Raw genomic sequence first — 19,330 nt, forward strand, 5'->3', positions numbered from 1 at the left:
TCTTTGCGGCTACGACCTAATCCTATCCAAATGACTTGGTGAGTCTTTGCGTCAGCGATGACCGTGGCATATCGATGTCCTTTAAAGATCGCGAACTCGTCCATGACGAGTTGCCTTAGCTCTTCCCATTTCACTGGCGGTACTACTTGTTGAAGTCGGCGCTTATCTATCTCTTTAATGGTGTGCCAATGAACGCTCGTTAACTGGGAGATATGCTTAATAGGAAGAAGAGGCAGTAGTTGTTCTATAGTATGCGCCCCATGAACCCACGGGGCGGTGTTGTTAATGTTTGAAGTTCCAAGGTAGGAGCGCATCGATATCAGGCTCAGCTTTCGCGAGCTCTTTCATGCACTTGACCATGTAGTCGTAGAGGATAAGGCCGTTGGCTTTCGCTGTCTCGACGATGCTGTAAAGCATCGCGCTCGCATCAGCACCATTTGGTGTGTTCGAGAAGAGCCAATTTTTTCTGCCAATGGCCAGCGGTTTAATGGCGCGTTCAGCACGATTATTATCGATAGATAAATGATGATACTCATGGATAGCCTCGGCCTCAAGACCACAAGGGCATTTCGCCTCAGAGTTAGGTTTAAGAGTCAGGGTAATAAGTGATGCTGTCTGGTGAGACTTTACTATTTTAAAGCCTTCCCAGAATGAAGATAGGAAAGTATGATTCGGCATGGAAACGGTAGTTTGTGTATGATTTTTGTTTGGCGACTAAACCCTATCACTTACTACCGTTTTTTTTGTTTTTAGTTCCCGCTAATCCGCGATGAACCTTTTTTATTGATTCGACTTTCTTAATTTTCAACAATATAGTTAGTACTTACTATGGTTGAACCGCTTGGTAGGCATCAATAATATGCATCACTTGGCTAGGTTTACCTTGTTTCTCCTGCCCTTGATGGATACGCAAGTAGTGCTGCAGTGTTTTAGCTTTGTACTGCCGAGATACCTTAATCTGCTCATTGTTGTTTGGAGTCCATATCTTATCACCGACGTTTGAAATCTCGCTTATTGTCGAAGTGTCTTCTCTTTCGCCTCGGTTATTGCTGACCAACAAAATCTCGTAGTAGCGGCGATTCTCTTCAATCAACACCTCATCAATCAGACCGAACTTGAGCGATTTTAAGTGGCTTCTTAGCTCAAATTGCTGATGCACAGGGCAGAGCAAGAAATCGATCGTTTTGTCTGGATGTTGACGATGAATAGCGTCCACAAGCTTCTGCGTTAGATCGCCACCGACTCCTGCAATGATGACGAGATGCTTGCCCGTGTGTTGTTCCAATGGGATTGCAGAGACGTCCATGCAGTAGACTTGCCATTGGCTAGTGACTTTTTGTTGTGCCATCTCGCTTTGGGGAAAGTAACGCACCAGTTTGCTCTCTAGCTCGTTCATTAGAGATGGAACAATATCGACAAAGTGAATGTGAGGGGCTTTGTTATCCGTCAACAGTTGAACACCCAAGAAGCCATGATCACAGCAACAGTCCCAAATGTGTTGGTAGTCATTACTGACAAGGGAGTGGAGAGTTTGCAGTCGGTTACTTAGCTTCATAAGGTTCGTATCGTTGGAAAGGTGAGGTTGTCGAGTTGAACGCGCATTGTAATGACTTTCTATAAAAACAAAAGCACCGAGAGCGTGAACCCTAGGTGCTTTGTTTTCATCGGTATCCGAGTAAGGGATTTATTAGGGCAACTTACGAAGCCTTTGCAACTGCCCTGATATGGCCTTCAACTCGATTTTTTCCAAGTTGTTGAGCGATAAGTTTTGCTTGCTCCGCAAGTGCTAGGGCTGTATCTGGCTCTCCCTCTATGTGTGAAAAACCGACACTCACGCCTACAGAGAGGCTGATGTCTGGCGTCACAATCGTTTTTTCTGCTACGCCAATTCGGCACTGGTCTAGTTGGAACTTTGCGTCGTTTGCGTCGTTTGCTTTGAATAATACCGCGAACTCTTTACCTCCAACACGAGCAAGACATAGTCCTTTAGGCTTCGGAAAGTATGAGCGCAGTGCTTCTGCTGTCTGCTTGATCATCTTGTCACCCACGGTTTCACCATAAGCTCGGTTTAAGTGATCAAAATTATCGATATCGAGTAGAGCGATATAGGTTTCTGATTGGTTGGCGTAGTTTTCCAATGCAAGATTGAAGCTACTCTTATTATCTAGTTGCGTCATCAGATCTTTGCTATTCAACTGGTGCTGAAGCAGTAAGTTAGACAGTGAGACTTCCGTGTAATCTCTGATCATACGCAAGATATTCTGGCTAATAGGTAAGTTCGCATTCACATATAACACCGCAATTAACTGCTGACGTGAGTATAAAGGGAGGCAATAGTGGCTCTGGTCTATTTTGAGTTTACGGGCGAGTGGATCAGCGTCTTTACCGTTTCGATAAACCATAGCATTTTCGACAAAACGTTCTGAGAGCGCTTTGTCACAATGCACCGTTGATTTGTTCCCATGATAATCAAGCGTACTGAATGAGTGGTTCTCTGGTTGATATAGGCAGAACTGAATACCTTTATGGTAGGTAAAGTTATCCAAAATAGACTTCAGCTTGCGTTTAAAGCTCGCAAGGCCCTCTACTTTATTGAGCTGAGACAGAGATACGTTCAAACGGTAAGCAAGATAGTTTGCCCCAATCCACAGTAGCAGTAGTGAGCCTAACACCACGCCAGTTAAGGTAAATTGATGTGAACTGGTTAGGATATCATGACGATCGGTGCCCGCAATAAACACCCAATTCAAGCTGTTGTCTGCATCAAATACCGATATTTTGAAGTTATCTTGATAGTAGTACTCGTGCTTTCCGGCCAATTGCCCTTGTGAAAGTTGGTGGCTAATACCCGCATGATAGCTAATGGACTTCGAGCCAATTCGTTTTGGATCTGGATGGAAAACGAGTCGTTCAGTTGCTTTATCTACAACAAATACATAGCCATTATTTAGCGTTTTTAAATCTCTTAAACCTTGTGTGGTATGCAGTAAATCAAACTCAATCCAGATTTCTTCGTTGAGCTTTTCGGCAGTGTGTTTAACCGCGAAAACCCATCGCCCACCTGCTTTTTGGTAAACGGAAGAGATATAGAAATCTTCAACAACACCGTCTATTGAGTGCCATTGTATTGTGGCGATTTGTTCATTGGAAAGAGGAAGTCCACGGGTGGAGACGTAATGTTGGGAGTTAGGTTGGTATCGGATGATATCGGAGAAGTTTGGTGTTCTTTTTAGGATATTATCACTGAGTTCACGAAACTTTTGGTCGCTATAGTCAGTAGCGTTGGGTAAGCCTAGACTGGTTTCTAAGAAATAGAGTTTGCCGAATGCGGCCTCGATGTTGGAACGGATAGTCGCGCTTGCGATACGAATGTTTGATGCTGATTGGTTGGTTGCTGCGCTCTCTACTTTTTCTAATTGAGCTGCTGCGAGGTAAAGCATTCCTCCGGTTAATAAGATTATGTATGGTTTGAAAAGCCGAATAAGTGTTTTAGGTAAAGCCATGATATCCAAAGACGTGATAGATTCATTTTTAGAGTATGACCATACTAAACAGTTTTAGCCATCACATCAATGCAAATGATTCCATATAAAAGAATGAGTTTTGTGATATTCAGCTAACAAAAAACCAGTTAAAAATATAACTGGCTTTTATGGTTTTTGCTTTTTTATTGGGTGGGCTTAACTTTTACTTAACTCAGTTTTGTTTGGTGAGTAGTGCAAAATAGCCATGGATGTCGGTGAGAGCAACATTTCCCCTTCCGCGTGATCTGGTTTGACATTTCTCAGGTTGGTATCACATATCGTCACCCAGTTTTGTTCACGATCATTGGGTAAGCTGAAACGCGCTGGGACGTTGGTTTGGTTGATGAGGTAAATCAGTTCGTCGCCATCTTTACCTATACCAAGGTGCAGTGCTACTGAACTTAAGCGGTTCCAATCATCATGCTCCATCAGCGTGCCATCAACACGGCTCCAGAAGATACGGTTAGAGTTGCGTTTCTCGCCACTGAACGCTTTGATAAAAGGCACCATGTATTTCTGGCGTGCGGCGATCATCTCAGATAGCCAAGTTTTGAAGTAGGTCTTACGCTCTGAATCTTCCCAGTTTAGCCAACTCGTCTCACTATCTTGGCAGTAAGCGTTATTGTTACCTTTTTGAGTATGGGATAACACGTCTGCCGTTAGAATGTGTGGAATACCGAAAGCAAACAGCAGGCTCGCCATGAAGTTGCGTTTCTGCTTTTCACGAGTCGCGATAACCAACAGATTTTCGGTTTCACCCTCTACGCCGTAGTTTTCAGAGCGGTTGTCACCATGTCCATCACGGTTACTTTCTCCATTTTCTTCATTGTGCTTATGCTTGTACGAGACAAGGTCTTGCATGGTGAAGCCATCATGGTAAGTGATGTAGTTAACGGTGAGCTTGTAAGGCCAGTGCGCCGCACTGTAGATATCACGAGAGCCCATTAGGCGTGTAGCAAACTCTTTAAGGTAGCCTTGGTCACCACGCCAGAAACTACGTGTAATGTCTCTCAGTTTGTCGTTACATTCGTTCCAACCAAACGGGAAATTACCTACTTGGTAGCCATTTGGGCCGATATCCCATGGTTCCGCGATTAATTTGGTCTCTTTAAGCATTGGATCCTGAGCCACAGCTTTAAAGAAAGCAGCTTCAGGGTTGTAGTTATCCCCTTCGCGTCCCAATGTAGCTGCCAAGTCAAAACGGAAGCCGTCGACTTGGAATTCGCTTACCCAGTAACGAAGCGTGTCCATAACTAAGTTGAGTGCTGGCTGGTGGGTGAGGTCGACTGTATTCCCACAACCGGTGAAGTTTGCGTAATGACAGCCGTGCTTGATATACGTGCGGCCATCTAACGCTTTTAGGTTGAAGGTTGTCCCGCCTTCGCCACCTTCTGCTGTGTGGTTGTACACCACATCTAAGATCACCTCGATTCCATTGCGGTGTAGCTCACGAATAGCTGTTTTGAGCTCTTTGACGGCGTCTTTTTCTGCATAGCGAGGGTCTGGTACCATGAATAAATAAGGGTTGTAGCCCCAATAGTTCACTTTATCCATATCAAGCAGGTGAGGCTCGTGCATGCAGGCCGTAACAGGTAAAAGCTGTAGAGAGTTGATGTTTTGTTGCTTATAGAATGTAAGCATCTCTGGGCTCACTAACCCCAGGTAACGGCCTTTAATATTACTTGCGACTTCAGGGTGAATTTGAGATAGGCCTTTAACATGCGTTTCAAATATAACGGTCTCTTCACGGCTAATTCGTGGCTTTTCGACATCTTGCCAATCGAAGGCATCATCAATAACGACGCACTTGGCCATCGCAAAGCTTTTCTCATTACTATAAGGTGTGATGTAGTGGAGCGGCTCGCTTATCGCTTTAGCATAAGGGTCAGAAAGTAATATTGGACCATTATCTGTTTCTGCAATAAAACCGTATTTTTGCCCCGCCTTAATACCTTCGATAAATACATATCGAATATCAGCGTATTCTTTGTCCAATTTATAAGTTGTGAATTCATCGTTCTCATTAAAAAGAGCGAGTGAGAGAGATTGACAGTCAGGAGAATAAATAGAGAAGTTGCAGCCAGTGTTACCTAGCGTTGCGCCTAGCGGGTAAGGGCGAGCGAGCGTTCTAGTCATTGCTTGATTTCTTGTTCGTTTATCAACATCAGTGAGCTATTAGTAAAAGGCTTTGTCACAGTAAGGTCAAGCATCTTCACAGATTAATTACGGTAAAAAAATAATTGATCGATGAAGTTCAAATTATATATTTGAAGTAGATCTCACTTATGCTGAATAATTAGATCTTCGTGCTGTCTACTCCTCCTAGATTAAGTGATCCACCTCTTTAAAACACCATTCTGTTTATTTTCTACTCCCCTCTAGTCCCCCTTAATTTAGTTGGGGGTGGAGGAAGTCAAACTTGTCATCCCCTCTTAATATTGGCTCCGTTGAAACGAATCAGGGGAAACCCTAAACCTCTCTATCTTACGTCCGCCATAACTGCCTTTGGTTGTCGCAAGAGAGCAAAATATAAAAATCTAAAATAAATCGTCCTTAATGGAGTTAAGAATGAAAAAAGTAAGTTTGATTGCTGCTGCAGTGGCGACTACGCTAGCTGCTGGCTCTGCGTTCGCTGTTGACTTTAATGGTTACATGCGCGCTGGTACTGGTATCAGCGGCAACGGTAATGGTGATATCTCAGTTAATAAAACGGGTATTGGTCGTTTAGGTAACGAAAATGACAACTATTCTGAGTTTGGCTTGGCTGAAGAACTAAAAACTGGTGAGCAAACGTGGCGCGTTGAGTCAATGATTGCTTCTGGTGCACCAGGCGCAAATGGTTGGGAAGATTCTGATTTTAACGTTGCTCAGTTCGCAGTTAAAGCGAAAGGCGTTCTATCTTTCGACCAAGAAGCGACTCTTTGGGCTGGTAAAACATACTACCAACGTAAAGATATCCATATCACTGACTTCTACTTCCTAAACACATCTGGTACTGGTGGTGGTGTTGAAAACATCTCAATCGGTGACCAAAAGCTATCTGTTGCACTAATCCAAGATGGCGCGACTGATGATTCAACTGGCTACATCTTTGATGCTCGTCTAGCGAATATCGACCTATGGCAAGATGCATCTCTAGAATTAGCATTGGCATACAATTTCGCAACTGATTCAAATGACGCAAGCGAGTCTGCTGACGACGGCCTACTAGCTTCTGCAATTGTACATCAAGGAACGAGCAACGGTTTCCACCAAACAGTACTTCAGTACGGTACTAACGGTTACGGCGTACAAGCTGCAAACTTCTGGGGTTCTGGTTCTTACTACGCACGTGGTACTGAAGCATTCAACGAAGCATCTGGTTTCCGTCTAATTAACTGGGGTGTAATGAACCTTGGCGAATCTTGGGAAATGGGTCACCAACTAGCTTACCTAGCAGGTAGCGATATCGGTGGTCAAATTGGTGGCGACGGTGACGACTCTAATAAAGCGACAGGCAAAACTTTTGACATCGACCAGTACTCTGCTGTAGTTCGTCCAATGTACAAGTGGAACGACACAATGCGCACAGTATTTGAAGCTGGCTACAACGCTGGTGAGCGTATTGCTGATGGTGGTCTAGCGAAAGAAGACTTCGGTAACGCTAAATTCACAGTAGCTCAAGCTTGGGCTATGGGTGACAGCTTCTGGGCTCGTCCTGAAATCCGCGTTTACGGCTCTTACATCCTAGATACTGAAAACAAAGATGCATTCAACGGCGACGATACAGAGTATGTATTCGGTATCCAAGCTGAAGCTTGGTGGTAAACACTTAGCTTAACCAACCCTAAACTGTCCTAATTCATAGCCGGCTCGCGTCGGCTATTTTTTTAAGGAATGTACGATTAAGGTGATCGTGCCCTAGGTGAATAGTTTTCTTTGTGGTAATTAAAGTTAGTAAATTTCTTAAAAAAATAACAAGAAGGAAGAGTTATGTATTTTAAAGCTCTAATGTTGAGTGGCTGTGTTGTGTTGGCCGGTTGTCAATCTGCACAAGTTGTAGAGCAAGTGCAAGTGGCACAAGCTGAACAAGTTAACTCTCTTGCTGGTCTTCAATTTGCCCCGTTGAAGCTTCCAAGCTCGGCAATTTTCGATATAACACCAGACAGCCAAATTTTGAACTATCAGGGTATAAACAGCCCTGTAGTAGCGATCGAGCTACCAGCGGATCGTGGTGAATATTCTATTAAGATCACAAGTATGATCGGCGACACTGCGTTTGTTCCTAATGCGGTTATTTATGATAAAAATGGTCGTGAGTTAGAGCGTTACGGTAAAGATAGCTTCGAATACGCGAAGCCTAGGCTGCATTTGGGCAACCGCCTTGTCGCAGAAAACGATTTTTACCCTCCGACAACCGCTGAGTCTGTTTACTTAGTTATCTACACAGAACAAGAAGACCTTGATGGTTTTACTGATGTTATTCACCCTGCTCGTTTAGACGCGGAAGGCCGTGGTAACTACTTACCAGAAGTAGAAGATATTCCAGTTCCAAACTCAAACGTTGGTAAAATCGAAGTCGCTATTGATCGAGTTGGTTTCTTCTCGTTCGGTTCAAGCAGTGAATCTAACGCTAAGCCAGCGGCAGCAGCGAAGGTTGAAACAATTCAACCAGAGACACAAACTTACTACCACAATGCGATCAAAGCCGCTGTCGAAGCAGACAATATTCCAAAAGCTTTGGGTCTATTAGACGAAGCGAAAGCACTAGGCATTGAAGGCGCACAAGAAGTCTTTGTAAAAGCAGTCAATAAAAAGTAACTGATACAACTACAAAGTCTGGTTTAAGAGAAGGGACCCTAATAGGGTCCTTTTTTATTGTCAGCTATAAATGAAATATTCACATTGGTTAAAATCAATTAGCTCGAAACAAGCGAGTTTATGAATGCTGTCGAATCTCGTGAGCCGTCGATTTTATTAAATACGGTCCTTAGTGGCGTAATATTCTATGGAGTAAATAGCTTTGTCCTCACAGAGCCTCTCTTTTCTCTACTTAATATACTTAATTCAAATATAGCGACTTACGGTTATTCGGGTTGCATTTTGTAGTGCTGATGAAGAAGAACTGTTCTACCTAGAACGCAAGACGTTAGTTGATCATAAAAAGTTGAATATGGCTCACGGATAGTAGGGAAGGCATTTTTAGGTTGGTGTTTATTGGGGGCACAAAAAAGGGAGACAGACGTCTCCCAAAGGCTAGCTTTCGCTGGTTTTACTATCTGTTACTTAACTTTGATCCTTTCAGACTTACTCCTTAGTGACCGAAATAACTGGACCATCTACGTCGTCATCCAGCTCGTGAATCGCATTCAAGGTGAATGTGTAGGTTCCAGCTTCAGTTACGTTTAGTTGGCAGTTACCACCTGTGCCAATATCGATTGACCCGCTTGCAAGCTCTACAGAATCGCAACCAAAGTTAGGAGTTTTCCAATCAGCATCCGCAAACTTGAAGCCATAGCTACCCGCTTCTAAGTTGCCTGTTACAGAATAAACCCCATTAGCAACAAAGCTCATCGCCCAATCATCCACAGGGTTCCAACCATTCATATCACCACGCACGTATACGGTTGTTTGACCGTATGGAGGAATGCTAGATACATCCTTGTCTGAGTTATCAACCGGCAAACCAGTACCTTGCGCATCGCTTTGTGCTTGTACAAACACAGCTGTCGTTAGGACTGGAACTGTGAATGATTCATTAGCAAAGCTTGCGCCTTTCACTATGTCATCGGCTGAGTTTTGTTGAACGTCATGAAGAGTAAAACCTGTCGCTCCTGTGATTTTGAACGATTGAGATTCATTGGTTGAGTTTACAACTGCGACAATCGCATCGTTCGCTGGGTCAAGGTCTTCGCCTGCTGATACACCATCATCGATAGACATCACGATTAGGCCTTCGACTTGGTCTTCGCCAACGTTACGGAAATCGACTCGCTTCATGACTTCGTCAGCTGTATCTAAGCGGAAAAGCTCACTTGAGCTACGGATCTTTAATAGCTCTAGGAATTGCTGCTTAGTTAACTCGATGTCGTCTGCGTCTGGTTTGGCCGTTGGATCAGCAATGATGGTTTTGATCAGATCCCAGTTTGCTCCGTCTTTGTCCTCACGAGGCAAGCCGACATTCCAGTTGCTGTCAGATCCATCGAAGAAAACACGGTTGTACCAGTCACCAGAGTCGTAAGAGTCACGCTGCATAGACTTCGAGCGCAGCAGTTCCGAACCCATGTGGATGAATGGTATGCCTTGGCCCAACATCACGGTAGAGAGAGATACCGACTGCATACGAGCGCGTTCTGCCGAACTAGTGCCAGTTGCGATTTTGTATGCGTTGTTGTCCCAAAGTGTTTGGCTGTCGTGTTTTGATACGTAAGAGATGTTCTCTGAAGGCATCTTGGTGTAACCCGCAGGTGCGCCATTGTAGTCGACGTTTTTACCCAGTTTGGTATCGCCTTTGTAATCAATCAGTACGTATTCAGCGAGGTTACCTGCCATCCCTAAGCGAACAAGATCTTGGTTGTGTAAGCGACCGTTGATGGAGTCTTGATCTGTCTTGGTTTCTTCATTGGCGATAGCTGCGTTACCGAAGCCTTGATTAAAGCGAAGCGGATGATTTCCTTCTGAGTCAACACCGCCATCGAACGGACTACCCCCACGAACTGCATCACGCAAACGATCTGAGAATGTGCCAATCTCTGTACCTGCCATGTTGATTTGGTTTGCTTGGTCGAAGCGAGCGTTGTTGGCGACTTCACCAAAGTCCCAGCCTTCCCCGTAGAACAGAGTGTTCGGGTCAATTTTACGCACTTCTTCCAGTGCTTCGACCATCACATCTTTTGGCTGGTGGCCCATTAAGTCAAAACGGAAACCGTCGATTTTGTAATCGTCCGCCCACACCTTGAGCGAGTCGACCATTAACTTGCCCATCATTAGGTTTTCCGTCGCAGTGTTGTCACAACAGGTTGAGTTTTCCACGCCGCCAGTATTCACATTAAGTCGGTGGTAGTACCCAGGGACAATCTTATCCAGTACGGATTTATCATTCACACCAGATGCGTTGGTGTGGTTGTATACCACGTCCATGATCAGCTTGAGATCCATGTCGTGCGTGGCCTTAACCATTTGACGGAATTCTAGAATACGCTTAGATCCGTTTGGATCCGTCGCGTAGCTTCCCTCAGGCACGGTGTAATGGAATGGGTCGTAACCCCAGTTGAAGCTGTCGAGCATTCGTAAGTCGTTCATTAACGCTTGTGCGTCGCCTGTTGAAGGGTCATAGCCGTCGAGTACATCCTCAATCGTTCGGTTTTCATCTTCATTACCACATAAGGCTGCGGCGGGTTTTACATCACACAGTTTGCCAACGGTGTCGGTGATATCGACACGGCTCGCTTTATCTTCATCAACGGTAGCGATATCAAATGCCGGTAAGATATGCAGCGTCGTTAAGCCCGCATCTTGCAAAGCTTGCAGGTGTTTGACTGACTCACGCTCTGCTTCTGTGAGAGCAAGGTATTTTCCGTTCAGGCTTGCAGTACCTAGCTTGTCGCTGAAACTAAAATCACGCAGGTGTGATTCGTAGAGAACGTGGTCTTCGTCTTTCTCGACAGTAGGACGAACGTAGCCAGTCCAGCCATCAGGCATCAAGGATGCATCATCAAGGTCAATGACTTGAGAGTATGCTGAGTTCTTTGACAAGCTGAGAGAGTAAGGGTCTGTCACAAGGCGATTCTCTATTTTGCCGGTGGTTGGGTGGTAAACCTTCACTTGGTAACGGTAGTATTGGTTCACTGCGTTTGACACCGCTTCTGTCGCCCAAATCCCCGTTTCAGTATTCTCTGTCATCGGTATGACTTGTGAGCTTTGTAGATCTTCACTGTAAAGAACGAGCTCTACATCTTGCGCTGTTGGAGCCCAAAGTTTAAAGGTTGCAGAGTCACCATCTACTATCGCCCCTAATGGTTCACTGGTGGCATTACCTGCATCTTCGCTAGCAAACACCGCATCAAGCACGCCAGGCTTTTGAACCTCAGTTGAAGAGATAACATCGCCATCGGCATTGTAAGCTACGACGACGATCTGAGATTTTAAAATGGTGCGTAGCGTACGGTTATCCACGTCAATCGCGACCGCAGGTAAGCTGGCTAAGTGACGGAAACGTGCTTTGAGTTCCGAGGATAGTTCGCCATCTTTTACTAGTTCAATCGCAGTACCACCAATGATCTCTTTGTCATCATTCATTGAGATGCTGTTATCCAATGCATAGAAGAGTTTTAAAGAGTCTGCATTGCTGGCCGCTTCCCAACCTATGGTCGTAGCATCAAGCCAATGTGCTTTTTGACCATCAATATTCACTGGTCGTTCTGAGATAGGCTGGTAGTACAACTCGCTGCTGCCATGGAAACCAAACACACCTTGAGATTCACCGAGCTTATCTAGCTCAACTTTTGAGTTCGCGCTACCAAAGGCTTTTTCATCACCATTGTGTAAGATGAAGTTCATACACCTATGTGGGTCAGCGGCATCGGGATCCACCTTTAATACATAGTAGGCGCCGTAAGTATCGCTAATGCCGTCGTATTCGTAAGGGCTGTTCCAATCGGTACCAGTCTCACTTAACCCCATGCCGACTAAATCGGTACTGGTACAGCCTTCACCATTCCACAGATGCAGTCCCCAGCCGTCGTAAGTCGATTCAGAAGTGCTTACTGCGGCAACATCACGTTTGTAGTAGATAACCACTTCGTTTTCTGCTGCAGGGTATAGACCACTGCTGCCAGTGTCGGTACCGCTGTCGCTGTTATTATCACTACCACAACCTGCGATTAAAGTAGCGGTGAAAAGGGGTAAAATCGCTTTGGTTAAGGTCGATTTCTTGAAGTTTATTTTCTTTGTTTTGTTAGAGGTATTTCGTAGAGTTAAACATTGATTAATATTTATATTGTTCACGTTTCGATATCCATATTTCACTTTTTATGAAGATGAATATCCTAGTCTTAACGGCGGTCAACTATTTGTGATGTCTATATGTAAAGTTATTTTTAATAAGTAAAAATAAGAAACCTAGTGTCGATATCACGATTTGTACTTGGTTTATGTAGATTTACTTGGACCAAGAACTCATTTTTTAATATCAATAGGATAGGGCGTAGTAACTAGGCGTAGAGAATAAGGATGAGAGCTCATCCTTATAAATGTGAGGAAGATATCGAAATGTTTAGCTATTAATTTAATGTGTAAATTAAGTTAATTGTCAATTGGTCTTTATTCTCTTTCTATATAATATCGTCAAGGGTGTTAATTATTTAATGGTAATACCCAAACCAACGATGCCAGCGGCTTTAATTCAATATTGAAGCCTCCAATTCCTTCCTTTACGTGTAATTCTTGTTGCTGAATAGATTCGATATGTTCATTAAGCAAGTAACTGCCATCCACAATTTTGATTGCTTGGATTACATCACGTGGAATAACCAAACAAACACGCTCTGTAGCGTGCTGGCTGAAGTTCGCAGCAACTATTATTAGCTCTTGGTCGTCATAGCGTAGAAATGCGTAAACCGAATCACTCAAATTATTGCTTTGGTGTAAGTCTCGGTAATGTCCTGTCATTGAAGAGTGCTCGAGAGAAAAGTTCATCACCTTCTGGTAGAAGTGACGCAGCTGCTTTTCGCTATCGTTTAATTGCCCGCCATCGAATGCCCCGTGGTTCATCCATTTTTGATGCTGTGGAACACCGACGAAATCGAAGATGGATGTACGAGAGGGTTGCCCAAAACCTGCATTTTCTGCCCCAGGTTCACCTACCTCTTGCCCAAAATAAACCATAGTCGGTGAGCTGCTCAATAAGGCGCTGACGAGCATTGCAGGTTTGGCAATATTTGGGTCACCTACAAATTCAGGAGACGCGATACGCTGTTCATCATGGTTATCCAAGAAGTGCAGCATGTGGTGCTCTATGTCCATTATTTGATGTTGAATCTCGGGAATGATGGCTGTTGAAGTTTTGCCCTGCATAACGGCTTTGAGTCCATCGTATAGGTCCACTTTGTCGTATAGATAGTCCATTTTTCCTAAGTGGATGTAGTCGCGGTATAAGTCTGGCTGATACACCTCTGCCATTAGAAAGGCATTGGGTTTTTGCATCTTTATTGATGAGTTGAGATAGCTCCAAAACTCAACAGGCACCATTTCAGCCATATCGTAACGAAACCCATCGATGCCTTTATCTAACCAGAACAAGGCGATGTCTCTGAACTTAACCCAAGAGTTAGGCACATCGATAGATTTCCAGAAATCGAAGTGATCTCGGTAATCACGTTGAGCATAGTCACTCGGTAATTCAGGGAAGTCCTTTGAACCGTCAGGGCGTATGCCATAATTGATCTTCACGGTTTCATACCAATCGTCGAAGTTGGGTTTAGCTAGGCGTGAGCCATTACCTGTCCATTTAGCGGGCATTTCGATAAACGGAGAGTGTAGGGCTAGGTGTTGTTCACCACCAAGCGGGGTAAAGTCGGGCTCGATATTTGGCAGTTCAAAAGTGCTGTTAGGGATGTAGTAGAAGTTATTGTCTCGGTGGTATTCGAGGGTTGTGTCATCGTGATCGCCAAAGTCACTTACGCCGTCGGGGTTGTTTAACCCTTTGTAATGACGTGCAACATGATTAGGGACGATATCGATGATCACCTTTAAGCCGTGGTCGTGGCTTCTTTTAATTAGCGTCTCAAACTCCTCTAGTCTGTGCTCGGGATTATCAGCGAGATCAGGGTTAACTGAGTAGTAATCTTTTACGGCATAAGGAGAGCCCGCACGTCCTTTTACTACGCTTGGGTGATCGTCTGAAATACCAATGTGTTTGTAGTCATTGATTAACGCGTGGTGAAGAACTCCGGTGTACCAAATGTGAGTCATTCCAAGTTCACGAATTTCAGACAGCGCTTTGTCTGTAAAATCACTGAATTTACCAACGCCATTTTGCTCAATGGTGCCCCACGGGACATGTTGGGTGTTTTTATTGCCAAATAAACGCGTAAAAACTTGGTAGATGGCGTACTTTTGGTTGTACATATTTATAATTCCTTTAACTTCCATCATGTTATGTAGGGATGAAAGGGCTTGTTTATTTTTTGCAGGCTAACCGAATTACAATACGCCTTACTCATCCTTATCAAAATCTACAGGGCGTAATTGCCACAGTATGTGAGCTGTTACCCAAAAGGAGTTGATGTTGTCTTCATCTATTCAAATCGCTATCACTTATTTGGTTCTGGTGGCGGTGTCTGCGTTGTTTGCGGAAAGTTCCAAAGCGCTGTTGGCGTGGTATTTAGCTATCGGTGTCGTGACGTTTTTTGTGTACGCAAAAGACAAGCGAGCCGCGATTAATGGTAATTGGCGCGTGCCAGAGAAAACCCTGCACATCTTTTCGGTAGCTGGTGGTTGGTTAGGGGCTTTGATCGCACAAGATAAGCTACGTCATAAAACACAAAAACAGCCGTTCAGAGCGATTTATTGGTTAACAGTGGTCATCAATGTCGCGGCGTTTGTCTGGACGTTAACGCCGAGCGGACAGGCGATGTTTGGCCGTTGGGTTAGTGAGCTTGCTGGTTATTTATAACCAGAATAACGGTTAGCAGTGGAGTACCAACCGTTAAAATATAGAAGTTATTCGATTAGAGCATCGGAATGGTTGATGCTAACAGCAAGCCAGCCATACCATAGTTAAAGCTTTTGATGCGGACTGGCGTTGTTAGCCAGTGTTGTAGTTGCTTGCCTGCTGCCGTCCAGAAAGTCACGGATGGCAGGTTAGCTAGCGTGAATATCGCGGCGATGATCACAAGCTCCCACCATGAACTGCCACTGCTATAAACAGAAATGGCTGTCAGTGCCATTGACCAACCTTTCGGGTTAACCCATTGAAAACTTGCCGCGCCAATGAAGGTCATCGGTTTATAAGCTTCAGTGCTTTTCGCTTTTCCACTCTTTGCTATTTTAATAGCGAGGTACACCAAGTACGCAAGGCTCAGGTATTTCAATACTTGGTGAGTCACTGGATAGGCGTTGAAAATCCCCATTAAACCAAAGCCAACCAATAGCAACATAGCTGCAAACCCCAGAGCAATGCCAAGCATGTGGGGAATGGTACGGGCAAAGCCAACATTGGCACCTGATGTCATAAGCATGATGTTATTTGGACCTGGCGTGAAGGTCGAGACAAAGGCAAACAAAGCAAGTGCGCTAAGTTGTTCTAAAGGCATAATGGTTCTCCAGCAATAAAATGAACGAAGTGACTGACCGGTCATGACTTTCACGTGTTGAGAAACATAGTAGGTGGAAAGTGAGGCAATTATGTGCTTTTATTTCCTCTATTATCACTAAATGCACAATAATAAGTACTTATGGATAGATTTGACGAAAGGATATTGCAAGAGCTTAAGTTGGACGGCAGAATCTCCAACATTGAGCTCTCAGAGCGAATTGGCTTGTCGGCTTCAGCGACGTTAAGGCGTGTACAAGATCTTGAACGCAAGGGCATCATTCAAGGTTATCGTGCGATTCTAGATAACAGCTTAATGGGCGTGGGTTTTATCGCCTACGTTTCGATCGGTTTATCAAGCCACAAAAAATCTGCTCAATTGGAGTTTGAAGAGCACGTCGCTATGGAGAAAGAGGTGGTTGAGTGTCATAACATCACCGGTGCCAACGAGTACTTGTTGAGAGTAGAGACTAAAGACTTACCGAGCTATAAGAAGTTTCATGCCGATGTGCTAGGGGAGTGTGCTCAGGTTCAATCCATCACAACCATGGTGGTGATGGACACCCCTAAAGATGAACGTTAATCGAGCTTAAAATTAGGAGCGGCGCAGTGCCCAATACCAATCAGTTGTTATTGTTCTTAGATGTGGTTCAACAAGGGTCGTTTACCAAAGCGGCAACTTTGCACGACATGGACAATTCCTCACTTTCTAAACAGATCAAAAAGCTTGAGCAAGACTTGGGTGTTCAGCTACTCAACCGTTCTACTCGTTCGTTTTCTTTGACGTCGGCAGGGGAAGATATTCTCGCGCAAACCTACGTGTTGAAAGACACCATCAATCAGATTCAAGGTATCGCTGATTCGTACCAGTCTGAGCCTAAAGGTGTGCTACGAATTACCTCACCGATCTATTTTGGTCAGCAATACCTGCAACCTATCATCACTCAGTTTATGAGAAAGTACCCGGATGTTCAGATCGTACTTTCCTTGGACGATAAGATCGCCAACATCATTGCCGGGCAGTTTGATATCGCGTTTCGCTTTAGCAAGCTGGTGGAATCGAATTTGATTGCGAAGAAGATAGCTGATAGCAATTTCATGCTGGTCGCCTCAAATGACTTTGTTGAGCAGCAAGGTGAACCTAAAACACCACAAGATTTGCTAGCTTTGCCTGCCGTGATTTATACCAACGGTGATATGACCGTTGATCATCTTCGAATCAGTGAAGAGCCGCATGGCAACACTTTCCAGAGCCTGACGATTCGTGGTAACTACAAGGTGAGTGATGTTCGTACTATGGTGTCTTGTGTGAAAGATGGCTTAGGTTATGGCTTTCTTGATCAATCAAATCTGTACGCCTCCATGAAAGAGTTGGGCTTAGTGACACTGCTTCCTGATTACGCCATTTCAACAGCGGATACTGCTATATACGCCGTCTACCCACACCGTAAGCAGACCAAGCTAGTAAAAGAGTTCATCACCTCAGTGCAAGATTATATTGGGTCGCCGACGATTTGGGAGAAGATGCAGCAAGATTAACGGTTTCTCTGCTATATCAAATCAAAAAAGAAGCCAGAACGTCACACGAACTGGCTTCTTTTTACTTTTCTAGCGCTCACTAATTTACAATGTAAAGTTCAGTTATAGCTGGCGTGAGCGGCTCTTTTCCCACAAAGAGTGCGTCTTGAATCGAAGTTAGTGATTGTGAATCACCTCTTTACCACTTGGGTGAGCTTTTGTACCCAGAACGTAGCCATCAACTTTTACTTCCTGATCGACGATCAGGACCGCTTCATAGGCCTTGATATTTCATGTATTATGTGACGTTGTCATATTTGGTGCGAGGTATGCATCACTGCTGCTTTCAGGTACAGGCTTTGAATCATCAGTTTTTGGTGAGCGGTTTAGCCTCGTTTGATGAAAGGTAAACTTGAGATAACATCCTTATTGAAGCAAGATCACACGATTTGTGGGTTGCGTACGGATTAGTCTTTGCAGACTTCTTATCGTTATGTATTCCTGAGATACTGAATCAAGTTTAAGGCAGAGTGTGTAAAGACTACGTCTCCTGTCACCAGCAGGGCTAATTGCCCCAGAAATTAAGTACTCAATATAGGCTGCTTGTGGCCGATATAGGGTAGAAAGAAACCGAATTAGGTTAAACATTTTATGAGTACAATGGGAATCGCAATTGGTGCGACTGCTCTTTCGTTAATACTTGTTGCCGTGTGGCTGATTTCTTTATCACTGAGAAAACAGCGCTTGGAACAAGAACGTAAAGCGCGTGCTGTCGCTTACCGAAAGGCGATTGAAAAAGCACGTATCCAAGAACAAAAAGAGCGCCACTTTAAAGCAGAAACCGGGCATGTCCCATCGATTCTATTTTTGGCGAAAGAAGCGGAGCGTAACAATATCAAGGAAGCGTTATATTGGTACGATAAAGCGGCACATTTGGATAACGTCAACGGCATGTACGGTATTGTGCGCTTAAGCTTGAAGCGAAAAGAAGACTTGATCTTAAGAGAACAAGCTAACTTTTGGCAGCTTGCTATCTCAGCCTTAGATAACGATATGTCGGCGAAATTTGAGATGGGCAAAGCGCTGGTTCATGGCCGCGGGACCGTAAAGAACATTCCCAAGGGTTACACCTATATTGAAGAATCTGCCGCTGGTGGTAATACTGAAGCGATGCTATTCATGGGTGACTGGTGCCTAGACAAAGAAAACCCGGACTACTCTGCAGAAAGCTCGGTTGATTGGTATCGCAAAGCGGCAGAGAAAAACAACCTAGACGGCAAGATCAAACTGGGTATGAGTTACTTAAATGGTGTTGGCGTAGAGCTTAACCATAGTGAGGCTGTGTACTGGTTTGAGACAGCAGCAGAAAAGAACAGTGCAGAGGCGATGTTTAGAGCGGGTGAAGCATGGATCGACCATGGTGAACACGGCAATGCGATTGCTTATATCTGGCTATTTCTATCTGCTCACTTTGGCTACTCAGAAGCTAAGTCGCTGAGAGATAAAGTAGGTGGTGAGCTGGGTGTCGATGCGGTTGTAGGCTTACAAGCGCTGACTAAACCGATAATGACGAAACTTATCCAACAAGCAATTACTAAGCACTCTATAATCAAAGCGCTCAACAAGCTCTACAAACGCAATATACCGATTCCAAAGAAAGTGAAAGAAGCATCTGATGAAGAGGGTGAGTCTTTAAATATAGAGACCAGCCATCGAGAAATACCGGTATCGAATGCACAAGAAGCGAATAACGATTACAGCCAACAACCGAGTACAGAGCAACTGAATAGAGAGCAAGCACCAACAGAGAAGCAAGCTAACCCGACTATTGACCCTCTAGACTTTAGTCAGTCTAATTGGAGCAGAAGCTAATTAGTGCTGTTCACTGGATTATCTAAGGAACACGTTATCCATAGTGATAAGTTGATTACTGCTTGAGTGGTTATAATGATATTGAGACAACAAAAAAGGGAAGCAGATGCTTCCCTTTTTCTTT

12 protein-coding genes and 2 pseudogenes are annotated in these 19,330 nt (G+C 44.3%); 6 read left to right on the top strand and 8 right to left on the bottom strand.

From position 1 onward, the window contains the following. From L1D11_RS04325 to glgX, 5 genes and pseudogenes are all read right to left on the bottom strand, one after another. A pseudogene (locus tag L1D11_RS04325) lies at positions 1 to 248 on the bottom strand (ISL3 family transposase); the annotation flags it as partial. 34 nt (positions 249 to 282) lie between these two features. Continuing rightward, a pseudogene (locus L1D11_RS04330) lies at positions 283 to 525 on the bottom strand (transposase); the annotation flags it as partial. A 301-nt stretch (positions 526 to 826) separates the two neighbouring features. After that, entirely contained in the window at positions 827 to 1,555 is a 729-nt protein-coding gene (locus L1D11_RS04335) for a tRNA (adenine(22)-N(1))-methyltransferase TrmK (RefSeq protein ID WP_239834233.1), read from the bottom strand. A gap of 142 nt (positions 1,556 to 1,697) precedes the next feature. Then, on the bottom strand, positions 1,698 to 3,440 hold the full coding sequence (locus tag L1D11_RS04340) for a diguanylate cyclase (protein ID WP_239834232.1): 1,743 nt from the start codon (positions 3,438 to 3,440) through the stop codon (positions 1,698 to 1,700). A 240-nt stretch (positions 3,441 to 3,680) separates the two neighbouring features. Continuing rightward, positions 3,681 to 5,660, bottom strand: coding sequence for a glycogen debranching protein GlgX (gene glgX / locus L1D11_RS04345; RefSeq protein ID WP_239834231.1), 1,980 nt, complete (start codon positions 5,658 to 5,660; stop codon positions 3,681 to 3,683). Between the two features lie 432 nt (positions 5,661 to 6,092). Here glgX and lamB point away from each other — a divergent pair, with 432 nt between their 5' ends. Beyond that, positions 6,093 to 7,331 (top strand): maltoporin LamB, encoded by a 1,239-nt coding sequence (lamB, locus tag L1D11_RS04350; protein WP_239834230.1) that lies wholly within the window; start codon positions 6,093 to 6,095, stop codon positions 7,329 to 7,331. 165 nt (positions 7,332 to 7,496) lie between these two features. After that, positions 7,497 to 8,324 carry a MalM family protein gene (locus L1D11_RS04355; RefSeq protein WP_239834229.1) on the top strand — a complete coding sequence of 276 codons (828 nt, stop codon included), beginning with the start codon at positions 7,497 to 7,499 and terminating at the stop codon, positions 8,322 to 8,324. A gap of 486 nt (positions 8,325 to 8,810) precedes the next feature. Here the strand turns inward: L1D11_RS04355 and pulA are convergent, their stop codons facing one another. Both pulA and L1D11_RS04365 read right to left on the bottom strand, forming a co-directional pair. Beyond that, a complete protein-coding gene (pulA, locus tag L1D11_RS04360; RefSeq protein WP_239834228.1) occupies positions 8,811 to 12,509 on the bottom strand; it encodes a pullulanase-type alpha-1,6-glucosidase in 3,699 nt (1,232 codons plus the stop codon). Positions 12,510 to 12,857: 348 nt separating this feature from the next. Continuing rightward, a complete protein-coding gene (locus tag L1D11_RS04365) occupies positions 12,858 to 14,630 on the bottom strand; it encodes an alpha-amylase family glycosyl hydrolase (RefSeq protein WP_239833077.1) in 1,773 nt (590 codons plus the stop codon). A gap of 157 nt (positions 14,631 to 14,787) precedes the next feature. Between L1D11_RS04365 and L1D11_RS04370 the strand changes: the two genes are divergently transcribed. Further along, a complete protein-coding gene (locus L1D11_RS04370; protein WP_239833076.1) occupies positions 14,788 to 15,177 on the top strand; it encodes a DUF1294 domain-containing protein in 390 nt (129 codons plus the stop codon). 55 nt (positions 15,178 to 15,232) lie between these two features. Here L1D11_RS04370 and L1D11_RS04375 read toward each other — a convergent pair whose 3' ends face one another. Beyond that, the gene (locus L1D11_RS04375) at positions 15,233 to 15,817 is read right to left on the bottom strand and encodes a LysE family translocator (protein WP_239833075.1); all 585 of its coding nucleotides are present in this window, start codon (positions 15,815 to 15,817) and stop codon (positions 15,233 to 15,235) included. 141 nt (positions 15,818 to 15,958) lie between these two features. Between L1D11_RS04375 and L1D11_RS04380 the strand changes: the two genes are divergently transcribed. From L1D11_RS04380 to L1D11_RS04390, 3 genes are all read left to right on the top strand, one after another. After that, positions 15,959 to 16,399, top strand: coding sequence for an Lrp/AsnC family transcriptional regulator (locus L1D11_RS04380; protein WP_239833074.1), 441 nt, complete (start codon positions 15,959 to 15,961; stop codon positions 16,397 to 16,399). Between the two features lie 26 nt (positions 16,400 to 16,425). Then, the gene (locus tag L1D11_RS04385; RefSeq protein WP_239833073.1) at positions 16,426 to 17,355 is read left to right on the top strand and encodes a LysR family transcriptional regulator; all 930 of its coding nucleotides are present in this window, start codon (positions 16,426 to 16,428) and stop codon (positions 17,353 to 17,355) included. A gap of 639 nt (positions 17,356 to 17,994) precedes the next feature. After that, on the top strand, positions 17,995 to 19,206 hold the full coding sequence (locus tag L1D11_RS04390; protein ID WP_239833079.1) for a tetratricopeptide repeat protein: 1,212 nt from the start codon (positions 17,995 to 17,997) through the stop codon (positions 19,204 to 19,206). Positions 19,207 to 19,330: the final 124 nt, after the last annotated feature.

It is taken from the genome of Vibrio sp. Isolate32, from assembly GCF_022397955.1.
In the GTDB taxonomy this organism is placed as follows: domain Bacteria; phylum Pseudomonadota; class Gammaproteobacteria; order Enterobacterales; family Vibrionaceae; genus Vibrio.

Coding starts and splice junctions, on each gene's coding strand:
- L1D11_RS04335 (WP_239834233.1), bottom strand. CDS start 1,555: ATGAAGCTAAGTAACCGACTGCAAACTCTCCACTCCCTTGTCAGTAAT.
- L1D11_RS04340 (WP_239834232.1), bottom strand. CDS start 3,440: ATGCTTTACCTCGCAGCAGCTCAATTAGAAAAAGTAGAGAGCGCAGCA.
- glgX (WP_239834231.1), bottom strand. CDS start 5,660: ATGACTAGAACGCTCGCTCGCCCTTACCCGCTAGGCGCAACGCTAGGT.
- lamB (WP_239834230.1), top strand. CDS start 6,093: ATGAAAAAAGTAAGTTTGATTGCTGCTGCAGTGGCGACTACGCTAGCT.
- L1D11_RS04355 (WP_239834229.1), top strand. CDS start 7,497: ATGTATTTTAAAGCTCTAATGTTGAGTGGCTGTGTTGTGTTGGCCGGT.
- L1D11_RS04365 (WP_239833077.1), bottom strand. CDS start 14,630: ATGTACAACCAAAAGTACGCCATCTACCAAGTTTTTACGCGTTTATTT.
- L1D11_RS04370 (WP_239833076.1), top strand. CDS start 14,788: ATGTTGTCTTCATCTATTCAAATCGCTATCACTTATTTGGTTCTGGTG.
- L1D11_RS04375 (WP_239833075.1), bottom strand. CDS start 15,817: ATGCCTTTAGAACAACTTAGCGCACTTGCTTTGTTTGCCTTTGTCTCG.
- L1D11_RS04380 (WP_239833074.1), top strand. CDS start 15,959: ATGGATAGATTTGACGAAAGGATATTGCAAGAGCTTAAGTTGGACGGC.
- L1D11_RS04390 (WP_239833079.1), top strand. CDS start 17,995: ATGGGAATCGCAATTGGTGCGACTGCTCTTTCGTTAATACTTGTTGCC.